The 22,149-nt window shown below is 60.1% G+C and carries 24 protein-coding genes; 17 read left to right on the top strand and 7 right to left on the bottom strand.

The genetic code is table 11. The annotated features are described in order from the left end of the window. Window positions 1-59: 59 nt before the first annotated feature. The 10 genes from ACYVI2_RS15420 (at window position 60) to ACYVI2_RS15375 (ending at window position 9,954) form a co-directional block, all read left to right on the top strand. The gene (locus ACYVI2_RS15420) at window positions 60-1,181 is read left to right on the top strand and encodes a LacI family DNA-binding transcriptional regulator (RefSeq protein ID WP_415822187.1); all 1,122 of its coding nucleotides are present in this window, start codon (window positions 60-62) and stop codon (window positions 1,179-1,181) included. Then, window positions 1,178-2,188, top strand: a complete 1,011-nt coding sequence (locus ACYVI2_RS15415; protein ID WP_415822189.1) for an ABC transporter substrate-binding protein — start codon at window positions 1,178-1,180, stop codon at window positions 2,186-2,188. The genes ACYVI2_RS15420 and ACYVI2_RS15415 overlap by 4 nt, the downstream gene beginning before the upstream one ends. A gap of 42 nt (window positions 2,189-2,230) precedes the next feature. After that, entirely contained in the window at window positions 2,231-3,046 is an 816-nt protein-coding gene (locus ACYVI2_RS15410) for an ABC transporter permease (protein ID WP_415822190.1), read from the top strand. A gap of 8 nt (window positions 3,047-3,054) precedes the next feature. Further along, window positions 3,055-3,879, top strand: coding sequence for an ABC transporter permease (locus ACYVI2_RS15405; RefSeq protein WP_415822192.1), 825 nt, complete (start codon window positions 3,055-3,057; stop codon window positions 3,877-3,879). Further along, window positions 3,876-4,889, top strand: a complete 1,014-nt coding sequence (locus ACYVI2_RS15400; protein ID WP_415822193.1) for an ABC transporter ATP-binding protein — start codon at window positions 3,876-3,878, stop codon at window positions 4,887-4,889. The genes ACYVI2_RS15405 and ACYVI2_RS15400 overlap by 4 nt, the downstream gene beginning before the upstream one ends. A 23-nt stretch (window positions 4,890-4,912) precedes the next feature. After that, window positions 4,913-5,737 (top strand): phosphodiesterase, encoded by an 825-nt coding sequence (locus ACYVI2_RS15395; RefSeq protein ID WP_415822194.1) that lies wholly within the window; start codon window positions 4,913-4,915, stop codon window positions 5,735-5,737. Between the two features lie 147 nt (window positions 5,738-5,884). Next, complete coding sequence (locus ACYVI2_RS15390) at window positions 5,885-6,964, top strand: ABC transporter ATP-binding protein (RefSeq protein WP_415822195.1); 1,080 nt, start codon at window positions 5,885-5,887, stop codon at window positions 6,962-6,964. Window positions 6,965-6,974: 10 nt separating this feature from the next. Then, window positions 6,975-8,270: an ABC transporter substrate-binding protein gene (locus tag ACYVI2_RS15385; protein WP_415822196.1), complete on the top strand. Its 1,296-nt coding sequence runs from the start codon at window positions 6,975-6,977 to the stop codon at window positions 8,268-8,270. 11 nt (window positions 8,271-8,281) lie between these two features. Then, a complete protein-coding gene (locus tag ACYVI2_RS15380; protein WP_415822197.1) occupies window positions 8,282-9,157 on the top strand; it encodes a carbohydrate ABC transporter permease in 876 nt (291 codons plus the stop codon). Then, window positions 9,154-9,954: a carbohydrate ABC transporter permease gene (locus tag ACYVI2_RS15375; RefSeq protein WP_415822198.1), complete on the top strand. Its 801-nt coding sequence runs from the start codon at window positions 9,154-9,156 to the stop codon at window positions 9,952-9,954. The genes ACYVI2_RS15380 and ACYVI2_RS15375 overlap by 4 nt, the downstream gene beginning before the upstream one ends. A gap of 40 nt (window positions 9,955-9,994) precedes the next feature. Here the strand turns inward: ACYVI2_RS15375 and ACYVI2_RS15370 are convergent, their stop codons facing one another. Further along, the gene (locus ACYVI2_RS15370; RefSeq protein ID WP_415804774.1) at window positions 9,995-10,312 is read right to left on the bottom strand and encodes a hypothetical protein; all 318 of its coding nucleotides are present in this window, start codon (window positions 10,310-10,312) and stop codon (window positions 9,995-9,997) included. Window positions 10,313-10,331: 19 nt separating this feature from the next. Then, the gene (locus tag ACYVI2_RS15365) at window positions 10,332-10,685 is read right to left on the bottom strand and encodes a DUF1840 domain-containing protein (RefSeq protein WP_415822200.1); all 354 of its coding nucleotides are present in this window, start codon (window positions 10,683-10,685) and stop codon (window positions 10,332-10,334) included. Between the two features lie 173 nt (window positions 10,686-10,858). On the opposite strand from ACYVI2_RS15365, the gene ACYVI2_RS15360 reads away from it, so the two are divergent. The 4 genes from ACYVI2_RS15360 (at window position 10,859) to ACYVI2_RS15345 (ending at window position 14,329) form a co-directional block, all read left to right on the top strand. Next, window positions 10,859-11,149: a CCDC90 family protein gene (locus ACYVI2_RS15360; protein WP_415822201.1), complete on the top strand. Its 291-nt coding sequence runs from the start codon at window positions 10,859-10,861 to the stop codon at window positions 11,147-11,149. Between the two features lie 8 nt (window positions 11,150-11,157). Further along, window positions 11,158-12,840 carry an arginine--tRNA ligase gene (gene argS, locus ACYVI2_RS15355; protein ID WP_415822202.1) on the top strand — a complete coding sequence of 561 codons (1,683 nt, stop codon included), beginning with the start codon at window positions 11,158-11,160 and terminating at the stop codon, window positions 12,838-12,840. A gap of 8 nt (window positions 12,841-12,848) precedes the next feature. Next, window positions 12,849-13,562, top strand: a complete 714-nt coding sequence (locus ACYVI2_RS15350; RefSeq protein ID WP_415822203.1) for an SPOR domain-containing protein — start codon at window positions 12,849-12,851, stop codon at window positions 13,560-13,562. Window positions 13,563-13,699: 137 nt separating this feature from the next. After that, entirely contained in the window at window positions 13,700-14,329 is a 630-nt protein-coding gene (locus ACYVI2_RS15345; RefSeq protein ID WP_415822205.1) for a thiol:disulfide interchange protein DsbA/DsbL, read from the top strand. Window positions 14,330-15,018: 689 nt separating this feature from the next. Here the strand turns inward: ACYVI2_RS15345 and metC are convergent. After that, a complete protein-coding gene (gene metC, locus ACYVI2_RS15340) occupies window positions 15,019-16,212 on the bottom strand; it encodes a cystathionine beta-lyase (protein WP_415821808.1) in 1,194 nt (397 codons plus the stop codon). Window positions 16,213-16,393: 181 nt separating this feature from the next. Here metC and ACYVI2_RS15335 point away from each other — a divergent pair, with 181 nt between their 5' ends. After that, on the top strand, window positions 16,394-17,026 hold the full coding sequence (locus ACYVI2_RS15335; protein ID WP_415821841.1) for a LysE family translocator: 633 nt from the start codon (window positions 16,394-16,396) through the stop codon (window positions 17,024-17,026). A 3-nt stretch (window positions 17,027-17,029) separates the two neighbouring features. Here ACYVI2_RS15335 and ACYVI2_RS15330 read toward each other — a convergent pair whose 3' ends face one another. Then, window positions 17,030-18,088, bottom strand: coding sequence for an MBL fold metallo-hydrolase (locus tag ACYVI2_RS15330; protein WP_415821809.1), 1,059 nt, complete (start codon window positions 18,086-18,088; stop codon window positions 17,030-17,032). A 106-nt stretch (window positions 18,089-18,194) separates the two neighbouring features. Between ACYVI2_RS15330 and ACYVI2_RS15325 the strand changes: the two genes are divergently transcribed. Next, the gene (locus ACYVI2_RS15325; protein ID WP_415821810.1) at window positions 18,195-18,572 is read left to right on the top strand and encodes a MerR family transcriptional regulator; all 378 of its coding nucleotides are present in this window, start codon (window positions 18,195-18,197) and stop codon (window positions 18,570-18,572) included. A 49-nt stretch (window positions 18,573-18,621) separates the two neighbouring features. Next, a complete protein-coding gene (locus ACYVI2_RS15320) occupies window positions 18,622-18,954 on the top strand; it encodes a YnfA family protein (RefSeq protein ID WP_415821811.1) in 333 nt (110 codons plus the stop codon). A 121-nt stretch (window positions 18,955-19,075) separates the two neighbouring features. Here ACYVI2_RS15320 and ACYVI2_RS15315 read toward each other — a convergent pair whose 3' ends face one another. From ACYVI2_RS15315 to ACYVI2_RS15305, 3 genes are all read right to left on the bottom strand, one after another. Next, window positions 19,076-19,675 (bottom strand): toxin-antitoxin system YwqK family antitoxin, encoded by a 600-nt coding sequence (locus tag ACYVI2_RS15315; protein ID WP_415821812.1) that lies wholly within the window; start codon window positions 19,673-19,675, stop codon window positions 19,076-19,078. Window positions 19,676-19,717: 42 nt separating this feature from the next. Next, the gene (locus ACYVI2_RS15310) at window positions 19,718-20,695 is read right to left on the bottom strand and encodes a Bug family tripartite tricarboxylate transporter substrate binding protein (RefSeq protein WP_415821813.1); all 978 of its coding nucleotides are present in this window, start codon (window positions 20,693-20,695) and stop codon (window positions 19,718-19,720) included. 120 nt (window positions 20,696-20,815) lie between these two features. Further along, the gene (locus ACYVI2_RS15305) at window positions 20,816-21,994 is read right to left on the bottom strand and encodes a M20 aminoacylase family protein (RefSeq protein ID WP_415821814.1); all 1,179 of its coding nucleotides are present in this window, start codon (window positions 21,992-21,994) and stop codon (window positions 20,816-20,818) included. Window positions 21,995-22,149: the final 155 nt, after the last annotated feature.

The following is a 22,149-nucleotide window of genomic DNA, read 5'->3' as shown; positions in this document are numbered from 1 at the left end:
GAAATCTGGCTGTCATGTATTACCCCTAAGATGAAATCGTTTTCATTGCCGAGCCTGCCGTGACTGCAAAAACACCGCACCGACCGTCGATATTGGAGATTGCCAAGCAGGCTGGCGTATCGCCCGCGACGGTCTCGCGCGCATTCAATCAGCCCGAGCTGCTGCGCCCTGAAACGCGTGCACATATCGCGGCTGTGGCGCAACGCATCGGATTTCGCCCCAACCGGGTAGGCCGCAGTTTGCGCGCGGGCCGTACGCGTACCATCGGCTTGTTGCTGCCGACGTTGGCCAATCCGGTATTTGCAGACTGTTTCGAAGGTGCTGAGCAACACGCCCGCAGAGCGGGCTATAGCGTCATGATGGGGATCACGAGCTACGACCCATCGGTGGAATCGGAATGTGTGCAGGCCTTGATCGACCATCAGATCGATGGCTTGATCCTGACGGTGGGTAATCCCTCGCGTAATGCAACATTGCGCGCGTTGGATGAAGCAGGCATGCCGCACATTCTGGCCTATAACGAATCAAACTCGCACCCATTTGTCTCGGTCGATAACAAAGCCGCCGCACACGATATGGTGTCGCGTCTGAGCACACTGGGCCACCGGCGCATTGCCTTTGTCAGCGGTCCATTGACAGCATCGGATCGCGCACGGCGCCGTCTGCAAGGCGCGCAAGCCTGTGCGAAAGCAGCGGGCTTGCCTGCAGTGGCGCACTGGGTCATGCCGGCACACACCGAGTCCAGCGCGTCGATGTTGCGTGACATGCTGGCGCGGCCGGATGCCCCCAGTGCCCTGTTTTGCTCCAACGATCTGCTGGCAATCTCTGTGATCGCGCAACTGGCTTCGCTCGGGATACGCGTGCCCGATGACGTCGCTGTCTGCGGATTCGACGGGGCGAGCATTGGTGCGCTGATGGTCCCGTCATTGACTACGGTGGCACAACCCAGCCGCGAGATAGGCGCAACAGCGTGCGCCTTATTGCTAGCGTGCCTGGAGGGAGGCCGCCCCACATCAGTCAGATTGCCACACCGTATTTCCGACGGCGGCACGGCAACCGCGTCTTGCATCGGCGATCCGCCCGAAGCAGAAAAACGCCCTGTTGAAGGGCAACGCCGCCGCGTTGCAGCAAGCGTGGCGACCCATTCTTTTCACCCCTCGCCAAGGAAACACTCGCCATGAAATCCCTCGTCCACTGCGTGTTACGCGCTGCCACACTGGCGCTGACTCTGACGGGCGCATCAGCCTACGCGCAAAATGCGATCTGCTACAACTGTCCGCCAGAGTGGGCGGATTGGGGCACACAGCTCCGAGCCATCAAAAAAGCCACCGGCATTACCGTGCCCGCAGACAACAAAAACTCGGGACAGTCGCTAGCCTCCATCGCGGCGGAAAAAGGCAATCCCGTGGCCGATGTCGTGTATTACGGCGTCACGTTCGGCATTCAGGCCGCCCAGGACGGATTGGTACAAAACTACAAGCCGCAACACTGGGATCAAATCCCCGCCGGCATGAAGGACCCCGACGGCAAATGGTTCGCCATTCATTCGGGTACGTTGGGCCTGATGGTCAACGTCGACGCGCTCGATGGCAAGCCCGTGCCGCGCTCATGGGCCGATCTGCTCAAGCCTGAGTACAAAGGCATGGTTGGCTATCTGGATCCGGCTTCGGCCTTTGTCGGCTATGTCGGCGCCGTCGCCATCAACCGCGCGCTGGGAGGCACTCCGGATAACTTCGACCCCGCGCTCAAGTGGTTCAAGGACATGAAGGCCAATCAACCCATCGTGCCCAAACAAACCGCGTATGCACGCGTCTTGTCGGGCGAAATCCCGATCTTGATCGACTACGACTTCAACGCGTATCGGGCCAAATATAAAGACCACAGCAACGTTGAGTTCGTGATCCCCGCCGAAGGCACAATCGCCGTGCCTTACGTCATGAGTCTGGTGGCCAACGCACCGCATGCCGACAATGGCAAGAAAGTGCTGGACTTCACCTTGTCGGATGAGGGTCAGGCCATCTGGGCCAATGCATTCCTGCGTCCAGTGCGGCCGGAAGCCATGTCGGCCGAAGCGCAGAAAAAATTCTTGCCTGAGGCAGAGTATGCACGCGCCGGTACGGTGGACTACGTCAAAATGGCCGAAGGCCAGCGCGCGTTCTCGCAACGGTACGCCAAAGAGGTGAACTGATGTTCTGCGTGCGTGTTGGCATTGTCCTGGGGGTGCACTGACATGGGACGCCGTGGATGGATTTGGTTTGCGGCGCCTGCTGCCACGCTGTTTCTGGCATTCTGGCTGCTGCCCATGGCAGGGCTGGCGCTGGCAGGCGCAGAAAGCCGCAACGGACAATCGGCCTATTGGACGGTGCTGACAGGCACGCAGTATTGGATCAGTCTGTTCAATACCGTCGCATTATCGCTCGCTGCGACGGTAGCAACGCTGCTGGTGTCGTTGCCGGTGGGCCGCTTTCTCGCCCGCCATCGACACTTTGCCGGACGCCGCCTGCTGATCTCCTTGCTGATGTTTCCATTGGCCTTTCCCGGTGTGGTGGTCGGCTTTCTGATTATCCTGCTGGCGGGACGTCAGGGCATCATCGGCGCACTCACGAAATGGCTCACTGGCGATACCGTGGTGTTTGCCTATGGCATGGCGGGATTGTTTCTGGGTTATCTGTATTTTTCGCTGCCGCGTTGTGTGGGGGTATTGACGGCCGCGGCCGAACAGATCGATCAGAGCTTGCTCGAGGCCGCACGGACATTGGGCGCGAGCCCCTGGCGCCGCTTCATGGATATTGAATTGCCGGCATTGACGCCCGCCTTGATCGGCGCAGGTGCGATGAGTTTTGCGACCAGCATGGGCGCGTTCGGTACGGCGTTCACATTGGCAACGCAAATCGACGTGCTGCCCATCACTATCTATAACGAGTTCACCAACTACGCGAATATCCCGGTCGCTGCGGCACTATCTATCGTGTTGGGCCTGGCCACATGGGCGGTGTTGTATCTCGCTCATAGTCTGGCGGGCGCCCGCGCAGGTGCGGCTGCGTGATGAGGTCCATGATGCATGCTTCTAAATTTGATACGCGCTTGGGACTGACCGTCACGTTGGCCGTCGCGGCGTTCTTGATCGGCCCCGTTGTGCTGTCCGTCCTGGCGGGCCTCACCAACAATTATTTTGTCGGGCTTTCCAGCGGACTGACTTTGCGCTGGGTTGCAGAAGTCTGGGCACTCTATGCCGATACGATCTGGCGTTCATTTGCGGTAGCGTTGTTGACGCTGGCGATCTGTACGCTCGTCGGTGTCCCTGCTGCGTGGGTGCTGACCCTGCATCGCGGCCGTCTGGCTCGCGCGCTGGAAGAACTATTGACCTTGCCCGTAGCGGTGCCGGGCCTGGCGTCGGCGCTGGCCTTGATCGTATCGTGGGGCACGATCAGCGGGTTGCGCGGCAGTGTCTGGTTCATTGTGATTGGACATGTGTTGTTCACACTGCCATTCATGGTGCGTGCGGCGCGCGCCAGCATGCAAGGCGCTGACCTGGCAACGCTGGACGAGGCCGCCTCGACGTTGGGCGCAACACGCATACAGCGTTTTTTGCACATTGTCGTGCCCAATGCCGCACCCGGCATCGTCACGGGCGCGTTGACCGTGCTGACGCTGTCGATCGGTGAATTCAATCTGACGTGGTTGCTGCACACACCGTTGACCAAGACCTTGCCTGTTGGCCTGGCCGACAGCTATGCCTCGATGCGATTGGAAATCGCATCGGCGTATACCCTGGTCTTCCTGTTGATGTTGATCCCGCTACTGGTAGGCCTGCAATGGCTGGCTGCCCGGGGAGATCGCCCCGCCCAAACATCTGTTACCCGGACTTCTTCATCATGACCGATCCCGTCGCCATTACGCTCAGCGGCTGCGCCAAGACCTGGCCAGATGGAACGCGTGCCCTGCATCCCATTGATCTGCACGTGCAGGGCGGCGAAACCCTGGCATTGCTGGGTCCGTCAGGCTGTGGCAAGACGACGCTGCTGCGTCTGATCTGTGGCCTGGAGCAGGCCGATGCCGGCGCGTCTATTCGTTTCGGCAATGACGAAGTATCACAGCTCTCGCCAGAAGATAGAGGCGTGGGCGTAGTGTTCCAAAGCTATGCTTTGTTTCCCAACATGACGGTCGTGCAGAACGTGGCTTATGGTTTGCGCGTGCGCAATATCAACGCAGGCGAGCGCGAACGGCGCGCACGCGAACTGCTGGCGCTGGTGCGCCTGGAGGCCTATGCTGATCGGCGCATCAATCAGTTGTCTGGCGGCCAGCGCCAGCGCGTAGCCCTGGCCCGTGCCCTGGCTATCGAGCCGCGTGTGCTGTTGCTTGACGAGCCGTTGACGGCACTGGATGCCAAACTGCGCGAGCATCTGCGTGTGGAGTTGGCTCAGATGCTGCGCGAATTACACATCACCACGGTCATCGTCACGCACGACCAGGACGAAGCGATGATGTTGGGTGACCGCATTGCCGTCATGTCTGCGGGACATCTGGAGCAAGTCGGCACCGCCGAGACCTTGTATCGAGAGCCGGCCAGCGATTTCGTCGCGGAGTTTCTCGGCACCTTGTGCCGGGTCCGTGCACGCCTGCATGATGGCAGATTGATCGCCGGTGATGATGCGGTCGCGTTTCGTCCGCATGAGGCGCAGCTCGAGGTTCCTCGCGACAATGCACTGACAGGCCGTGTGCTGGCCCGTTTTTTTCTCGGCAGTTCAGTGCGCTACGAAATCGGTCTGGACGATGGTCAGCGATTTCCTGTGGTTGCGCCCGCACATAGTCAACATGCCACAGGCGATCACGTCAGCATTGTGCTGGCAAGGTCCGCGATTGCGTCGCCTGCTGCCGGCCATATTTAACGACTCTCACCTACACACTCATCATGCTCATCGCACAGATTACTGATTTGCATATCCGCATGCCGGGCCAGAAGGCCTATCGCGTGGTCGAAACCGACCGTTATCTGCCGCCTGCCATCGAAGCATTGAACCGCCTCGATCCTGCGCCCGATCTGGTCATCATCAGTGGCGACCTCACCGATTTTGGCCGGCAACAGGAATACGCTCATCTGAAGAACATGCTGGATGCTTTGCATGCGCCGTATTTTTTGATGCCCGGCAATCACGATGCGCGCGAGGCATTATTGGCGGCCTTTCCCACGCACACCTATCTACAGGGTGCAAACGGCTTTGTTCAATACGCAGTCGAGGATTATCCTCTGCGCCTGTTGATGCTGGACACGGTCGTGCCGATGCAAAGCCACGGCACGTTGTGTTCGCAACGGCTGGATTGGCTGCGCGAACGCCTGGCGGAACAGCCTGGGCGACCTACCGCGATTGCCATGCATCACCCGCCATTCATTACCGGCATTGCTCACATGGACGCTATCGGCTTGCTCGCGGGTGCGCCCGAGCTGGAGCAGATCGTCGCAGCACATCCCAATGTAGAACGCATTCTGTGCGGCCATCTGCACCGCACCATTTTTCAGCGTTTTGGCGGCACTATCGCATCGACTTGCCCGAGTCCGGCACATCAAGTCGCACTGGATTTGCGGCCAGATGGTCCGTCCGCCTTTGTCATGGAACCACCGGGTTTCCACCTACATGAATGGCGCAATGGCGCCCTGGTCACGCACCACGCCTACATCGGCGACTATCCCGGTCCCTATCCGTTTCACGAAGAGGGCGGCGTCCTGATCGATGAGTGATTCGTGCTGCAGGGCGTGGACCTGACACGGCCACGTCATGTTTGCAGCGCAGAATGAAAAGGATTTCATTTACCGCCAGAATACGAGGTTCATGCCCCAAGGGGTTCACCCCGCCGCACGCAGATCCGACTCTACCCAACGATCATTATGTCCACGCTCATCCTGGAAGACCTGACCAAACAGTACGGCGATGCGGCTGCCATCCAGGGCGTCAGCTTCACCGCGCCTGCGGGGAGTTTTACGGTGCTGCTGGGACCGTCGGGTTGCGGCAAATCGACCACGCTGCGCATGATCGCAGGACTCGACACGCCGACCTCGGGCCACATTCGTATCGGTGATCGCGATGTCACGCAGTTGCCGCCATCGCAGCGGCGCATCTCGATGGTGTTCCAGTCGTATGCGCTGTTTCCTCATCTATCGGTGCGCGAGAATATTTTGTTTGGCCTGAAGGTCCGCAAAGAACCGTCTGCCGACTATCCTCGCCGGCTCAAGCGCGTGGCGGATTTGCTGGGCTTGACGGCCCTGCTGGATCGCAAGCCTTCGCAGTTGTCTGGCGGGCAACAACAACGGGTGGCGTTGGGTCGTGCAGTCATTTCAGAGGCGCCGGTATGCCTGATGGACGAACCGCTTTCGAATCTGGATGCACAGTTGCGCCATGAGATGCGGCGTGAGATCCGCGCTTTGCAACAGTCGCTCGGGATCACGATGGTGTATGTCACGCATGATCAGACCGAGGCCATGAGCATGGCCGATCAGGTCGTGTTGCTGCGTGATGGACACATCGAGCAACGCGATACGCCCGACGGCCTGTATGCGCGGCCTGCCACCGAGTTTGCGGCGCGTTTTATCGGCACGCCGCCGATGAACCTGATGGACTTGTCCACACAAGGCGATGGCCTCGGCATCGCCGGCACAGAAAGCCTGCCGGTCGTCGCAGCCCCTGCTCAAGCGAAGCGTCTAGGCGTTCGGCCGGAACATATTCGGATTGACGGCGATGGCCGTCCTGCCCTCGTCGAAAGCGTCGAATATTTTGGCGCAGACTCCATTGTGGTGTGCCGGATCGGTGCTTGTGGCGGTATTGCCGTACGTGCGCCAGGCCATTTACGGGCCACGGCAGGCGATGCGGTGAGGCTGACGTGGCAACCCGAGCACCAGCATTTTTTCGCCGCCGACGCGGCCGCTATTTCCCCCTCTGGGCGCTCAGGCGCCGACTCTCCATCCCTTTAGGAAAGCCATCATGCGACGCACCGCTCTCAAAGCCCTTGCAGCCGGTCTGGCTGGCGCCGTTCTGTCACTCCCTATCTACGCGCAAGCGAAATCTGTCGAAGTCGAGTTCTATTACCCGGTTGCGGTCGGCGGTCCGATCACCAAGATCGTCGACGATATGGTGGCCGCGTTCGAAAAAGAAAATCCGGACATCGACATCAAACCTATCTACGCGGGCTCGTATCAAGACTCGATCGCCAAGGCATTGACGGCGCTGAAGGGCGGCACGCCACCGCAGTTGGCGGTGCTGTTATCGACCGACATGTTCACGCTGATCGATGAAGACGCCATTGTGCCCATCGACGGCCTCGCAAAATCCGACGCCGACAAGAAATGGCTGAGCAGTTTTTACGATGCGTTCATGCAAAACAGCCGCACCGGCGGCCACGTATGGGGCGTACCGTTTCAACGCTCGACCATCGTGATGTACTACAACAAGGATCTGTTCAAGGAAGCCGGCCTGGACCCTGAACGCGCGCCCGCGACCTGGGACGAGCTGGTCGAATACAGCAAGAAGCTGACCAAGAAAGACGCCTCCGGCAACGTCACGCAGTGGGGCCTGGAGATCCCGTCGGGTGGGGCCTTTGCATACTGGTTGTTCCAGGCACTGACGACGCCCAACGACGCTATCTTGATGAACGAAGCAGGCAACGAAGTCTATCTGGATAAGCCTGGCGTCATCGAAGCCGCCACGTTCTGGAACGATTTGTCGGCCAAGCACGGCGTCATGCCGCGCGGCACGATCGATTGGGGCACCACGCCTAAAGATTTCCTGGAAAAGAAAGCGGCCATTGTCTGGACCACCACAGGCAACCTGACTAACATCCGCAAGAACGCGAGCTTTCCGTTCGGTGTCGCCATGATGCCCAAGGCCAAACGCGGCGGCAGCCCGACGGGCGGCGGCAATTTCTATGTGTTCAAGAGCGGCACGCCGGAACAACAAGCCGCGGCGCTGAAATTCGCGCAATGGGCCACGACCCCGGAACGCGCGGCGGACTGGAGTATTGCAACAGGTTATGTAGCCGTCACGCCTGCGGCCTGGGCCACCGACAAGATGAAAAAATATGCCGAGGAGGTTCCCGCCGCGACGGTCGCGCGTGATCAACTGGATGTCAGCGTGGCTGAGTTCTCCACGCACGACAATCAGCGTGTGACCAAGACGCTGAACGATGCACTGCAAGCCATGCTGACGGGCTCCAAGACTCCTGAGCAAGCGCTTGGCGACGCGCAACGCGAAGCCGATCGCGTGCTGCGCAGCTATCGTTAAGGCGCTGTGCGATGAACAAGTCCATGCAAGCTGTCTACGGTTGGCTGCTGCTGCTGCCGGCGATCGTATTGCTGGCCGCGTTCACGCACTATCCTGCGCTGGCTACGTTGTGGCACAGCTTTTTCTCGACCCCGCGGGGCAGCCGTCCCGCACGCTTCGTGGGGCTCGAGAACTACGCATTGATGCGCGATGATCCGGTGTTCTGGCAATCGCTGTGGAACAACTTGTGGTTTGCCTTGGGTACTATTCCCACATCGATCGCGATTGCGCTCATCATGGCCTTGTGGGTCAATCGCAATCTGGCGGGGCGCGGCTTTCTGCGCATGGCGTACTTCACACCCACGGTCCTGCCGATGGTGGCCGTGGCCAATATCTGGTTGTTTTTCTATACCCCGCAGTACGGCTTGATCGCGCAGGTGCTGCAGATGTTTGGCACGTCCGGTCCGAACTGGCTCGGTAGCCGTGATACCGCACTGCCGGCGTTGATGGTCGTGACGATCTGGAAAGAGGCCGGCTTTTTCATGATTTTTTACCTGGCCGCATTGCAGACGGTATCGCCGTCGCTGCGTGAAGCGGCACTGCTGGAGGGCGCATCGCGTTGGCAATATTTCCGCCGCGTGCTGTGGCCGCTGCTGATGCCCACAACGCTATTCGTGCTGGTCAATGCGCTGATCAACGCATTCCGGCTGGTGGATCATGTGGTCGTCATGACACGGGGCGGCCCCGATAATGCCAGCACCCTGTTGCTGTACTACATCTACCAAGTGGGTTTCAGTTTCTGGGACACCTCGTATGCCGCCACGCTGACCGTCGTGTTGTTGCTGATCCTGGCCATCACCGCATTGGTGAAGTTCCGCTGGCTCGATAGAAAGACGCACTACCAATGACCCACAAACTCGACACTCTGGGTGCCTGGCTGCTGGGCCTGCTGTGGATTTTGCCGCTGGCCTATGCCGTCTGGGCAGCGTTTCATCCGCCGGCCTATGCCACGCGTTTCGATCTGTTGGCGCCGCTGACGCTGGAAAACTTCAGCCGCGCCTGGCATGCCGCACCGTTTCCACAGTATTTCCTGAATACCTTTTTGTTGGTCACCATGGTGTTGGCGGCGCAGTTGGTGTTGTCCACACTGGCCGGCTATGCCTTTGCGCGCTTTGAATTCCGCGGCCGCGATGTGGCGTTCATGCTGGTGCTGCTGCAACTGATGATCATGCCCGATGTGTTGCTGGTGGAGAACTACCGCTCGATGAGTCTGTTGGGCGTGCGCGATACGGTATTCGCGGTGGGCTTGCCGTATTTTGCCTCGGCGTTCGGCATTTTTTTGCTGCGGCAGACGTTCAAGACCGTGCCGCGCGAGCTGGAAGAGGCCGCACGCGTCGAAGGCGCCGGGCCGCTGCAGATCCTGATGAAAGTCTATGTGCCCCTGGCCAAGCCGATTTATGTCGCGTATGGGCTGGTGTCGGTCAGCCACCACTGGAATAATTTCCTGTGGCCGTTGATCATCACCAATTCGGTGGAGTCTCGGCCGCTGACGGTGGGATTGCAGGTGTTTTCGTCCACGGACCAAGGCATCGACTGGTCCGTGATCACGGCAGCGACTTTGTTGTCTGCCGCGCCCCTGCTGATCGCGTTTTTGCTATTCCAGCGGCAATTCGTGCAGTCGTTTATGCGGGCAGGAATCCGTTAGCGCGGCAACGAAGCCAAACGCGGCCACCGAGACTATCAATTTAATAGCCGACCGACAGCCCCGGCAGGTCCACGATGACGCGGGGCTTGTCCAAGGCCAACGCGGCATGCTGAGCGAATTCCTGACTTTCCTTGGCGTCGGAGGTCAGGATTTCATACCCCAGGGCATCGGCCACGCCCATGATCTTGTCTAGTAGCAGCACCTTGCCACTGGGGCGCAGCGGTTCGCATCCGAGGGTATCCCAGGCCGCCTCGAACCAATCCCGCGCATCGCTGGCGGCTTGCGCAGAGGGCTCAACATCGACGGACAGATTGACCGTACGACGGGTATCGAAAATGACTGTCACATCGCTGCGCATGGCGCCCTCCATCCGTCCCTCACCAACCCTTGGTGGCTTCCCAGGTGACATCCTCGCCATCGGCCAGCGAACGGCGCATCATGTCCACCAAGGGGAACGCGCGCTGGTGCAAGTCCACGTGCTGAGCCATGGCGGGTACCGATTTTTCCTCGTCTTCGTCGGCAGCGTTCGCCTTTGAAGGGTGAACGCGCTCCTCGGCCTTGATGGCCGCCTCGATACCCGCAATGGCGGCAGGCAACTGCTCGACCGTAAAAACGCCACGCTCGGGAACCTGATCTCCAATCGACTTGCCCGCTGCACGCAGCAATGGCGCGGCATTGGGCGACAACATCAGGACTTCAGCGACGGTTTTAGAGTGAAATTTGATAAGCATGTTGCAGATTTCCACAATGGACATTTCCATACACTACCGCAATGTAGCGCACACTGCCACTGGCAAGATACATAGTACGGATTTCCCGCCTTGAGCCTGAGGGCAAGACAGACCGCTACATTGCCGTTACAAGGGAAATCCAGCCAAATCACGCTATGATCTAGGAAATTCCCGTGAATGCCATGGTTTTTGATACGCATAATTTCGTCAAACGACTGACCGCCGAAGGTATGCCCATCGGGCAGGCTGAAGTTTTGGCCGACGAGCAGGCGCGCCTTATCGATACGCGCCTGGTCACTCAAGCCGATCTTGCCCAAATTGTCACCAAGGAAGATTTATCCAGCAATGTAACTGGCATAAAAATCGAACTGGCGGCGCTCAAGGCCGATGTGACCTTTCTGAAATGGGCATCCGGCTTGGTGTTGGCGGGCATCTCGTCACTGATACTTAAAACTTTCTTCTGATTTCTCTCATGCTCCCTGAGCAACAACAACAACTCATTTCGCTGATTCAGGCTGCTGTCGCGCGCTGCCTGCCCGATGCCCAAGCCCAGGTGCTGCTGGAGCGTCCCAAAGTCGCCGCGCACGGCGATGTCGCGACCAATGTCGCCATGCAGCTGGCCAAGCCCGCCCGCCGTAATCCGCGCGAATTGGCTCAAGGGATCGTCGATGCCCTGATGACCGAAACCCCGGCGCGAGCACTCATCGAAAGCGCCGAGATCGCAGGTCCCGGGTTCATCAATTTCCGCATCACCGCAGCCGCCCGGCAAGCCGTGATCCAGGCGGTAGCCGAGCAGGGCGAGGCCTTTGGCCGCGCACCTCGCAATGGCGAAAAAGTCCTGGTCGAATTCGTCTCGGCCAACCCGACAGGCCCCCTGCACGTAGGCCACGCTCGCCAGGCAGCGCTGGGCGACGCCATTTGCCGCTTGTACGAAGCCACCGGCCTGGACGTCACGCGGGAGTTCTACTACAACGACGCCGGCAACCAGATCCAGAACCTAGCCATCAGCGTACAGGCGCGCGCCCGCGGCATTGCCCCCGACTCGCCCGATTACCCCGCCGACGGCTACAAGGGCGACTATATCGTCGAGATCGCCCAGGATTTCGTCGCCGGCAAAACGGTAACCGCCGATGACCAGGCAGTCACCGCCACGGGCAACGTCGACAGCCTCGATGACATCCGCGTGTTCGCCGTTGCGTATCTGCGCCGTGAACAGGATTTGGACCTGCAAGCGTTCGGCCTGGCTTTCGACAACTACTATCTCGAAAGCTCGCTGTATACGTCTGGCCGGGTCGAGCAGACCGTCCAGGCCCTGATCGCCAAAGGCCATACCTACGAAGAAGGCGGCGCCCTGTGGCTGCGCACGACCGAGCTGGGTACGGGCGACGACAAAGACCGCGTCATGCGCAAAAGCGAAGGCGGCTATACGTACTTCGTCCCCGATGTGGCCTACCACAAGGCCAAATGGGAGCGCGGGTTTCATCGCGCCGTCAACATCCAGGGCAGCGATCACCACGGTACGGTAGCGCGCGTGCGCGCCGGCCTGCAGGCCCTCGAAGAAGGCATCCCGAAAGACTACCCGTCGTATGTGCTGCACAAGATGGTCAAGGTCATGCGAGGCGGCGAAGAGGTCAAGATCTCCAAGCGCGCCGGCAGCTATGTCACCCTGCGCGACCTGATCGACTGGGTGGGCCGCGATGCAGTGCGCTATTTCCTGATTCAGCGCCGCGCCGATACCGAATTCGTTTTCGATATCGATCTAGCGCTGTCCAAGAGCGACGAAAACCCGGTTTACTACATCCAATACGCCCACGCCCGCATCTGCTCGATGATCACGAATGCGGACGCCGACGACGCCAAGATCGCGCAGGCCGACGTGGCACTGCTGACCGCGCCCTCGGAATTCGCGCTGATGCAACGTCTGGCCGGGTTCCCCCAGGTCGTAGCGCTCGCTGCACAGGAACTCTCGCCCCATCACATCGCGTTCTGGCTGCGTGATTGTGCCTCTGACTTCCACGCCTGGTATAACGCCGAACGTGTCCTGGTCGACGATGAGTCTCTCAAATTAGCCCGTCTGCGTCTGGCCGCCACCACCCGGCAGGTCCTGGCCAACGGGCTGGCGCTGCTGGGCGTGTCGGCCCCGCAACGAATGTAAGCAGTTTCATGGCAACCAAACGCAAATCAACTTCCCGTCAGCCCCAACAACGCGGCAGCACCATGTACGGTGCGCTGGCCGGATTGCTCATCGGCCTCATCATCGCGGCCATCGTGGCGTTCTACGTCACCAAGGCCCCGATGCCCTTTGTGGACCGCGCCACACGCGATCCCGACCGGACCGAGCAGCCCGATCCGCGCCTGGCCCCGGATCCCAATCTGGGACTGTATGGACGTGATGGCGCCGCAGGCATACCGCCCAGCGGCCCGACGGCCACGGCGCCTGCGCCCTTGCCCAATTTGCAGCCAGCTATCCCGACGCCTACGCCTGACACACCCGCAAGCAAGCCGTCAGACGAGCTAGGCGCGTTGATTGCCACGTTGCCGCCCAGTGGGGCCCAAGCGCCCGCTGCAGCACCGGCACCGGCCCCCGCGGCCACGCAAAAACGCCCGGCGACGGCCCCTGCCACGGCCCCCGCTACAGCCACATCCAGCGGCAAGTATTTCCTGCAGGCGGGTGCCTACCAGGGGGCAGCGGATGCCGAGGCGGTCAAAGCCCGCATCTTGTTGTTAGGCCTGCCTGTGGCCGTGCAACGTGCCGAGGTCAATGGCAAACAGATCAACCGCGTACGTGTCGGCCCCTTTGCCCGGCTGGACGACATGAATCGCGCCCGAGGCCGTTTAGGCGAAAACAAGATCGAAACAGCCGTGGTGCGGCAATAGTGAGCGTCATGTGACGCATCACTTGGCGCCGACAGTCGAACCCACCGGCCGTTGCACCTGGTAACGCCCGGAACTTATCTCCGGTACGATTGGTCTGTCACCGTAACTAGTAACTTATTTACTCAGGAATACGCACGATGCAGTTCTCCATGCTCACCCGCTTTGCCGCCGCCGCCGCGCTGGCCGCCACCACCTTGTTCGCCCCCGCCAGCCAGGCACAAAGCAGCCAGCAGTATGTGGCCGTCAATCCGCCGCTGCCGTCTGACACCCCGGGCAAAATCGAAGTCCTGGAGTTCTTTGCCTATACCTGCCCTCACTGCGCCACGATGGAACCCATGGTCGAGAGCTGGGCCAAGACCAAGCCGGACGATGTCGTGCTCAAGCAAGTTCCCATCGCCTTTAACGCCAGCATGAAGCCGCTGCAGCAGCTGTACTACACGCTGCAAACGCTGAATCGCCCCGACCTGCACACCAAGGTGTTCACGGCCATGCACGTCGAGCGCAAGCGCCTGTTCGACAAGAAAGCCATGGGCGACTGGGCGGCCGAGCAGGGTGTCGATCGTGCCCAGTTCGATTCGGTTTTCGATTCGTTCAGTGTGCAGACCCAAGTACAACGCGCCGATCAATTGGCTCAGGAATACAAGATCGACGGCACGCCGACCTTCAGCGTGGGCGGCAAGTTCATCACCTCGCCCAGCCTGGCCGGCAACAGCTACGAAGGCGCGATCCAAGAGATCGATCGCTTGATCCCGATGGCGCGCAAGTAAGTACGCGACCAAACCGCCTGAATCATCAGGCGGTTTTTTTGTTGCCGGGCCGCCCCAAGATAAAAACGCCCCCTTGGGGGGCAGCAAGCCGAAGGCGCAGCGTGGGGGCATTTTTTATCGCTGTTGGTGTGGTGGGCGTTTGCTGCTCTTGATTGTCTCTATGAAGGCGTCCCTGTCGCGTGCCTGGGCGTGGCGCCGGGCCTATCGCACGGACTCGGCCCATGACCAGGGGCCTCGGTCCGCTGCGCGGACTAAATCCGTGCTCAACGGCCCGGCACCACGCCCAGGCACGCGACAGGGACTCATGATGAGGGAATGCAACGAGGCTGATGGCCATCAGCTGTTTTTTGAAGCCGACTTTGGCAATGCGATGGGTTGAGCTCGCGCCATCCGGCTGTCGTGAACGCAACTCAACAGAGTTGATGCAGCAAAGCGCATGACATCCGTCACCGGAAGACATTGCGAGCAGGAGGTCGGCGTGTAAAAGCCCCGCCGGGCCGTTGAGCCGCGATTTAGCCCGCGAAGCGGGCCGAGGCCCCTGCTCATGGGCCGAGTCGCGGCGATAGGCCCGGCAGGGCTTTTACACGCCGACCTCCTGCGCCAAAAGAACTCCGCACTACGCGTGCCATAGACAACAACCGTGGAGGGCTTTTCTGTTGCCTAGAAACGCAACCGTTTTGCTGTTGTTGTCACACGCTCGCTTGATCCAACGCCTGCGCCAGATCAGCGATCACATCCGCCGGGTTTTCCAACCCGATATGCAGCCGCACCAATGCATGATCGCCGCCTGTCCAATAGCGATGCCGCGCAAGCTCGCCGCGCGTCACCCACTGCACCAGACTTTCAAAGCCCCCCCAGGAAAAGCCGATACCAAATAGCTGCAACGCGTCCACAAAGCGGCGCGAGGCCTCGGGGGAAAGACGCAGCTCGACAGCCAACATGCCGTTTGAACCGGTGCAATCGCGCTGCCACAACGCGTGGCCCGTGTCGTCCCGCCAGGCAGGGTGATATATGCGCGCGACCTCAGGGCGTCCCGCAAGAAACTCGCACACCTGCAGCGCATGATTGGCGTGTTGCGCCATGCGAATGGGCAAGGTCCGTACCCCTCGCAGTGCCAGCCAGGCATCGTCCGCACTGATCGAATATCCCATGGCGTACTGCGTGCGATTCAAACGCTGCGCAACCTCGGCATCATTCGTGACGACCGCCCCCAGCATCAGGTCAGAGTGTCCACCCACGTATTTCGTGCCGGCCACGACCGAGACGTGTGCGCCCAATTTCAGCGGCTGATAGATGTACCCCGATCCCCACGTGTTATCGCAAGCCAGCACCAGATCATGGCTACGCGCAAACGCCGCCAATGCGGGAATATCCAGCATCTGGAACAGCAACGAACCGGGGGATTCGACGTACAGCAGCCGGGTGTTCGGGCGTACCAAGGATTCCAGATCGTCATCCGCCGAGAAATAAGTGATCTCGATATTCAAACGCTTGAGTAACGCCGCATCGAGTTCATATACCGGGCCATAGACGCAGTCGGCTACCAGCGCGTGGTCGCCGGCGGAAAGCAGCGACAGCATCACCAAGGTAATGCCCGACATCCCCGAGGACGCCAGATAGGCATGCGTGCCGCCTTCGAGCTCGCAGAACACCTGCTCCAACGCCGCATGCGTATCCATGCCCATGCGGCCATAGGTTGCGGCACGCTGGCCGGAAGCCTTGCGACGCTGGGTGGCCTCGAGCGCGTCCAGATTCTGAAAACGCACTGTGCTGGCCCGCATCGACGGCAGGTTGACGGGGGCCGAACCCGTTTGCGGGTTGAATGGCGCCGTGCCGGTATGCTGCAACAGCGTGTCGATATGCGAGACGGGATCTTTGGCCATAGGAATGCAGTGAGGATGGACAGAAAACGGTCAGAACCTCGATATTAGGAGATTCGCCGCATTCGTGCCGAGATGGGCACGTGCCATCCGGCGCCGACGCATTGCTCGCCAAGGCTGCGCGCTGTACCCTTGGAACCCGTCGACGTCACGTCTCTCTGGCCGTATCTGCGGCCGCCGCGCCATGCTGCCCTTTGACACATTGCTTGCTTTTTTCGGTATCGCGATTGTGCTGGCTCTCACGCCCGGTCCCGACAATCTGTTCGTCTTGATGCAGTCGGCCCTGTGGGGCCGTTCTGCAGGGATGTGCGTGGTGTTGGGATTATGCACCGGCGTACTCGGTCATACGGCCGCCGTCGCCGCCGGGTTGGCGGCGGTTTTTGCGGCGTCATCGCATGCGTTTACCGTCCTCAAGCTCGCGGGGGCCGCCTATCTGGCCTATTTGGCGTGGCAGGCGCTGCGCTCACGTGGCGGTCCGGCCAATGCCGAGCGTCCGCCTGCGATGACACCGGGCGCACTCTATCGGCGCGGCGTCATCATGAGCCTGACCAATCCCAAGGTGCTGCTGTTCTTTTTTGCGTTCTTGCCGCAATTCACCTCGCCCAAGCCCGAGTACGGCCCCGTAGGCCTGCAAACGGCCGTGCTGGGCGTGCTGTTCATGCTGGCCGCGTTATTGGTATTTAGCGCCATCGCATTTTTCTCGGGCGCGTTCGGGCAACTGCTGCAACGCTCGCCCACCGCGTCACGCTGGTTGAATCGCGTGACGGGTATTGTTTTTCTGGGCCTGGCCATCCGGCTGGCAACAGCCAGCCGTTAACGCTCAGCGCACGGTAAATCTCACGATCCCGTCTTCATCGGTCTTGCGAGTCAGCTTGCCCTCGAAATACAGCGTATGCAGATGCGCGAGCGCCTCGCCCATGGCAAAAGTCATCTGGTGCAGATCGAGCTTGCGCTTGAACAGCACGGGCACGATATCCATCGTGGATTGCGGCGTGACGCAAGCCTGCAGCACCTCTGCCAACCGATCCGCGTGGTGCTGATGCTGCTGGGCAATCCGCTCGTGCAGGCCTTTGAAAGGGCGTCCATGCGACGGCAATACCAGGGCATCAGCCGGCAGATCGCCATAACCATCCAGCGAACTCAGATACAAGCGCAGAGGATCCGAGTCCGGCTCGAACGCGAACACGCTGACGTTCGTGGAAATGCGCGGCAGCACCATATCGCCTGAGATCACGACGTTCAAGTCAGGGCTATAAAGCGAGACATGCTCAGGCGCGTGCCCATAACCCACGATGACACGCCAATCGTGGCCGCCGATGGCGACTTGATCGCCATGCAGCATGCGGGTGTAACGTGTCGGCATGGCCGGCACCAGATTCGGGTAATAGCCCGCACGCTCGCGAATCTGCTCTTGGGCATCGGGGTCCGTCATTCCATGGCGCGCAAAATGCGCCACGGCCGCCTCGCCATTGGGGCCCGAGCCCGTCGAACGCGATGACCACAGCACAGCCACCATGTAGTCGGTCATGCTCATCCACAACGGCACATCCCAACGCTCGCACAACCAATTGGCCAGCCCGACGTGATCAGGATGCATATGGGTGACGAGCACGCGCAACACCGGCAGTCCGTCCAGCTCCTGGGCAAAGACCTGTTCCCACAGCGTGCGCACCTCGTCACGGCTGATGCCACAGTCGACGATGGTCCAACCCTGGCGTCCGTCGATCTCGTCGCGCAGCAACCATAGATTGATATGATCCAGCGCAAAAGGCAGCGGCATGCGGATCCATTTCACGCCTGGTGCGACCTCTAGTGCAACACCTGGCTCGGGCTGTGTATCGCCCCAGGGATACTGCAGTTGATGCTCGTTAGGATTCATCTCTTGTTCTCGGTTAAACCGCCGAACCGCGCCGGCGTTTAGAAATAAGCTTGACGATTGTTCCAGACCATCATAATTTACGTTTACGTAAACTGCCAAATATCGCATGCCGCCCACCTGGACGATTTCCGAACTCTCTCGTGAGTTCGACATCACGCCGCGCACCATCCGGTTCTACGAGGATCAGGGCATCGTCAGCCCTGCGCGTGATGGCCGCAACCGTGTGTATAGCCCACGCGATCGCACTCGCCTGAAGCTCGCCTTGCGCGGCAAACGGCTCGGATTGCAATTGTCGGAAATCCGCGCGTTGATCGACATGTACGACAGCCCAAGCGACAACGCGATGCAATTACGGCAGTATCTGGATGTCCTGGCCAAGCATCGCGCGGCCCTGGAACAACAACGCCGCGATATCGAAGACACGCTGTCGGAAATCGCGGAACAGGAACAGCAGTGTCAGATGTTGATGGCACAAAAGCCTTGACCGTGCCGCTGTCCTCGCGCATCAATACCGAGACTTCTCGGAACAGACGATGACATTGCTGCCCACATTAGGCCTGTACGTGTTGACGGCGCTCGCCGAAATCCTCGGCTGCTATTTGCCGTACCTCTGGTTAAAGCAGGGCCATTCCGCGTGGCTATTGTTGCCGGCGGCCTTGAGCCTCGCGCTATTTGTCTGGCTATTGACGTTGCACCCCGCGGCGTCGGGGCGGGTCTATGCGGCCTATGGCGGGGTATACGTCACCATGGCGCTGATATGGCTATGGGCCGTCGACGGCGTGCGTCCTGCGCTGACTGACTGGGCCGGTGTCGGACTCTGCCTGGCTGGTATGGCCCTCATCGTGCTCGGCCCCCGCTCGGAATAGCGGGCGTCACGACGTATCCTGTTCGACGCGTTGGCGTGGTGTCTCAACCGCTGTTCTTTGTTGCTGCAGAAAATTCGCGCAGCACAGCGACATCCCGTACCGCGACAGCGATCCTGTACCGCTATGGTGTCTTGCGCGATCCATCGGGGTAATACTGCGCTGTGTCTTTGGCTGCGCCGCTCGCATCGAATGTCTTGCTGGAAAGCTTCGTGCCATCAGGTCCGTAGGTGATTTCGCTGGTTAATTTACCAGCCTCGTCATAGTAGCGATGCACACCAACGTGACGGTATTGCCCCTGAAACACGCCAGCCGATTGCAAGACTCCAAGATCGGAAAACCGCTCTACATAAACGCCCGGCGCGCCTTTGGGATCATGAATCGATTGATCCGCCCGGGTTTCCTTGACCTTGCCATTCATGTACCAGAACGTGGCCTTCATTTCTCTACCACCCAGAAATTCCTGTTCACGTACCGGCGTTGCGTTGTCCAGCCACTCGCGTTCAGTGGCTTGAATCGTCTTGGTACCTCCCTGCGCAACCTCGCGCTCGATGACCTCATAGATCAATGTCCCATTGCGCGCGTATTCCTTGGTGTGCCGGCCGCCGTCAATGTCCTTGGTCACGCTCTGGCCCGCCAGGGCGGGGTTGGATTCCGCACGGGATAGTCCGGGACTCAGGGCCGTCGTCAACAATACAAACAAAAAGACCAGCGTACGCGTCATCAGATGCTCCAAAGGAAATCCCCCGTTTTCGTCACGTATGAACTACTGCACTTGAATCTTGCTTTCGCGAATGATGCGCTGATTGTTTTCGTAGTCCGTGCGAACTTGTTTTGCGAAATCCTCGCCGATGCCGGTTCCAGGTTGCATGGAGTTTTTCTCCAGCATCTGTTGATACTGCGGATTCGCGAGCGCTTTTGCTATTTCATCACGCATGGTTTTCAACACTTCGGGTGGCACGCCGGCCGGCGCGAACAGCGAAAAGTTCGAGAAATAGCGGATGTTCGGCAACTTCAGCTCTGCCATGGTCGGCACATCGGGCCACGGGGCCAGCCGTTGCGGCGCCATCACCGCGAGGGGCTTGAGCGTGCCAGCGGCGACGTGAGGCAGCACGATATCGGTGTTGACGACCAGCAGATCGACTTGGCCACCCAGACCATCCGACACGGCCTGGCTGCCGCCGCGATACGGCACCTGCAGCATCTCGATGCCCACCTGCTTATTCAGCGCTGCCATGCCTATATGCGCGACGGAACCCAACCCAGGGATGCCGAACGTGACTTTGCCGGGGTGCTGCTTGGCATAGTCCACCAACTCGGCAAACGTGCTCACAGGCAGCGCTTTGGTGGCCAAGATGCCGACCGGCCCGACTGCCACACTGGCAACCGGAACGAGGTCTTTCATCGGGTCATACGAGGTCTTCACCAGATTCGGAAAAATCGTCAGCGGGCTGGTCGATGCCAGGAGCAATGTCGTCCCGTCAGGCTTGGCTCGCGCAACGGCCTCGGTCCCCACGCTGCCGCCCGCGCCAGGTTTGTTTTCGATGATGGTCGCCGTGCCATAAGCCTGACGGAAAATGTCGCCCAGCGTGCGACCCAAGGTGTCATTCGTACCGCCGGCAGTGTAGGGAACGACGAGCGTCAGTGTTTTGCCTGGCCACGCAGGCTGAGCATGAGCGGCCATGGCCATTGCCGCTACGGCCATCATCGCCACGCTACGGGTGAACTTCGAAAGTGCTGCCATTCTGATCATATCAACGCTCCGAAAATCCCCGCCGCTCATGCCGGGGAAAAGCCATCACGATGGCTGTCGATGAACACCAATGAAAAAGAAGGTGCCTCGCGACACCGCGAGGCAAAACACTCAAGCCAGGTAACGCTGAGCCAGACGAATCCAATAGGACGCGCCGACAGGGATCAAACTGTCGTTAAAGTCGTAGCTGGTGTTGTGCAGCATGCACGGCCCCAGCCCGTGACCTGCCAGGCGATGCTCGCCATCTCCGTTACCCAGAAACACGTAGCAGCCGGGTTTGGCCTGCAGCATGAAGGCAAAATCCTCGGATGCCATCACGGGCTCGATCACTCGCGATTGATCGGATCCGACGACGTCGCGCATGACGTCCAGGCAAAAGGCCGTTTCATCAGGCGTATTCACCAGAGCGGGATAGCGGCGCTCGAAATAGACCTCTGCCTGACAGCCATGCGCCGCAGCAATCGGCTCGGCCAACTCGTTCATGCGCCGCTCGATCAAGTCCACGACACCCGTGCTGTAAGCTCGCACAGAACCGCCCAACCACGCACTGCCGGGAATGATGTTGGTCACCTCGCCACCCGCCTGCACTTGAGTGATGGACACGACCGCAGCGTCCAGCGGGCGTTTGCTACGTGTCAGTATGGTTTGCAGCGCCTGGCCGATCGCAAACAGCGCCGGTACAGGGTCGTCGCAATCCTGCGGGGCCGCGGCATGCCCGCCACGTCCGGTCACCGTAATCTTGAAGGCATTCGCGGCCGCCATCATCGGTCCGCTACACACGCCGAAACTACCCGCTGGCATCCCGGGCCAGTTATGCATGCCGAATACGGCTTCACATGGAAAACGCTCGAACAAGCCGTCCTCGATCATGGCCCGGGCACCCGCACCGCCGTTTTCCTCGGCCGGTTGAAAGCAGACATAGACGGTACCGTCAAAGCCGCCCGCCTGCTTTAAATGGCGGGCCGCGGCCAGCAGCATCGCCGTATGGCCATCGTGGCCACAGCCGTGCATTTTGCCGTCATGGCGCGAGCGATGGTCAAAGGTGTTGGCTTCCTGGATGGGCAAGGCGTCCATGTCTGCCCGCAACAAAATGGCTCGCGATGCGCTCCCTGCCTTGAGCACGCCCACCACCCCGGTGCGACCGATGCCGGTATGGGTTTCGATCCCCCAGGACCGCAGGCGCTCGGCCACGAGGGCGGCAGTCCGATGCTCGTCATACGCCAGCTCAGGATGCGCATGGATATCGCGCCGCAAAGCAATCATCTCGTCCAGATCGGCGAGTTCTATCACGACAGTCCCTCCAGAGGCCCGCTCGGGCCAGCAATGGATTGGTCAGACAAGTTCCAGGCAAATTCTGGCATGGTCTGACAAGCCGTCGTCACGTTTTTCTTAGGGGTAAACCCGTGTTTTACTTTACGTTTACGTAAACGTAATATCAACCTTCT

The organism is Bordetella tumbae (assembly GCF_054780995.1).
The sequence above is the reverse complement of the archived record's forward strand: the minus strand, read 5'-3'. Positions and strand labels throughout refer to the sequence as shown.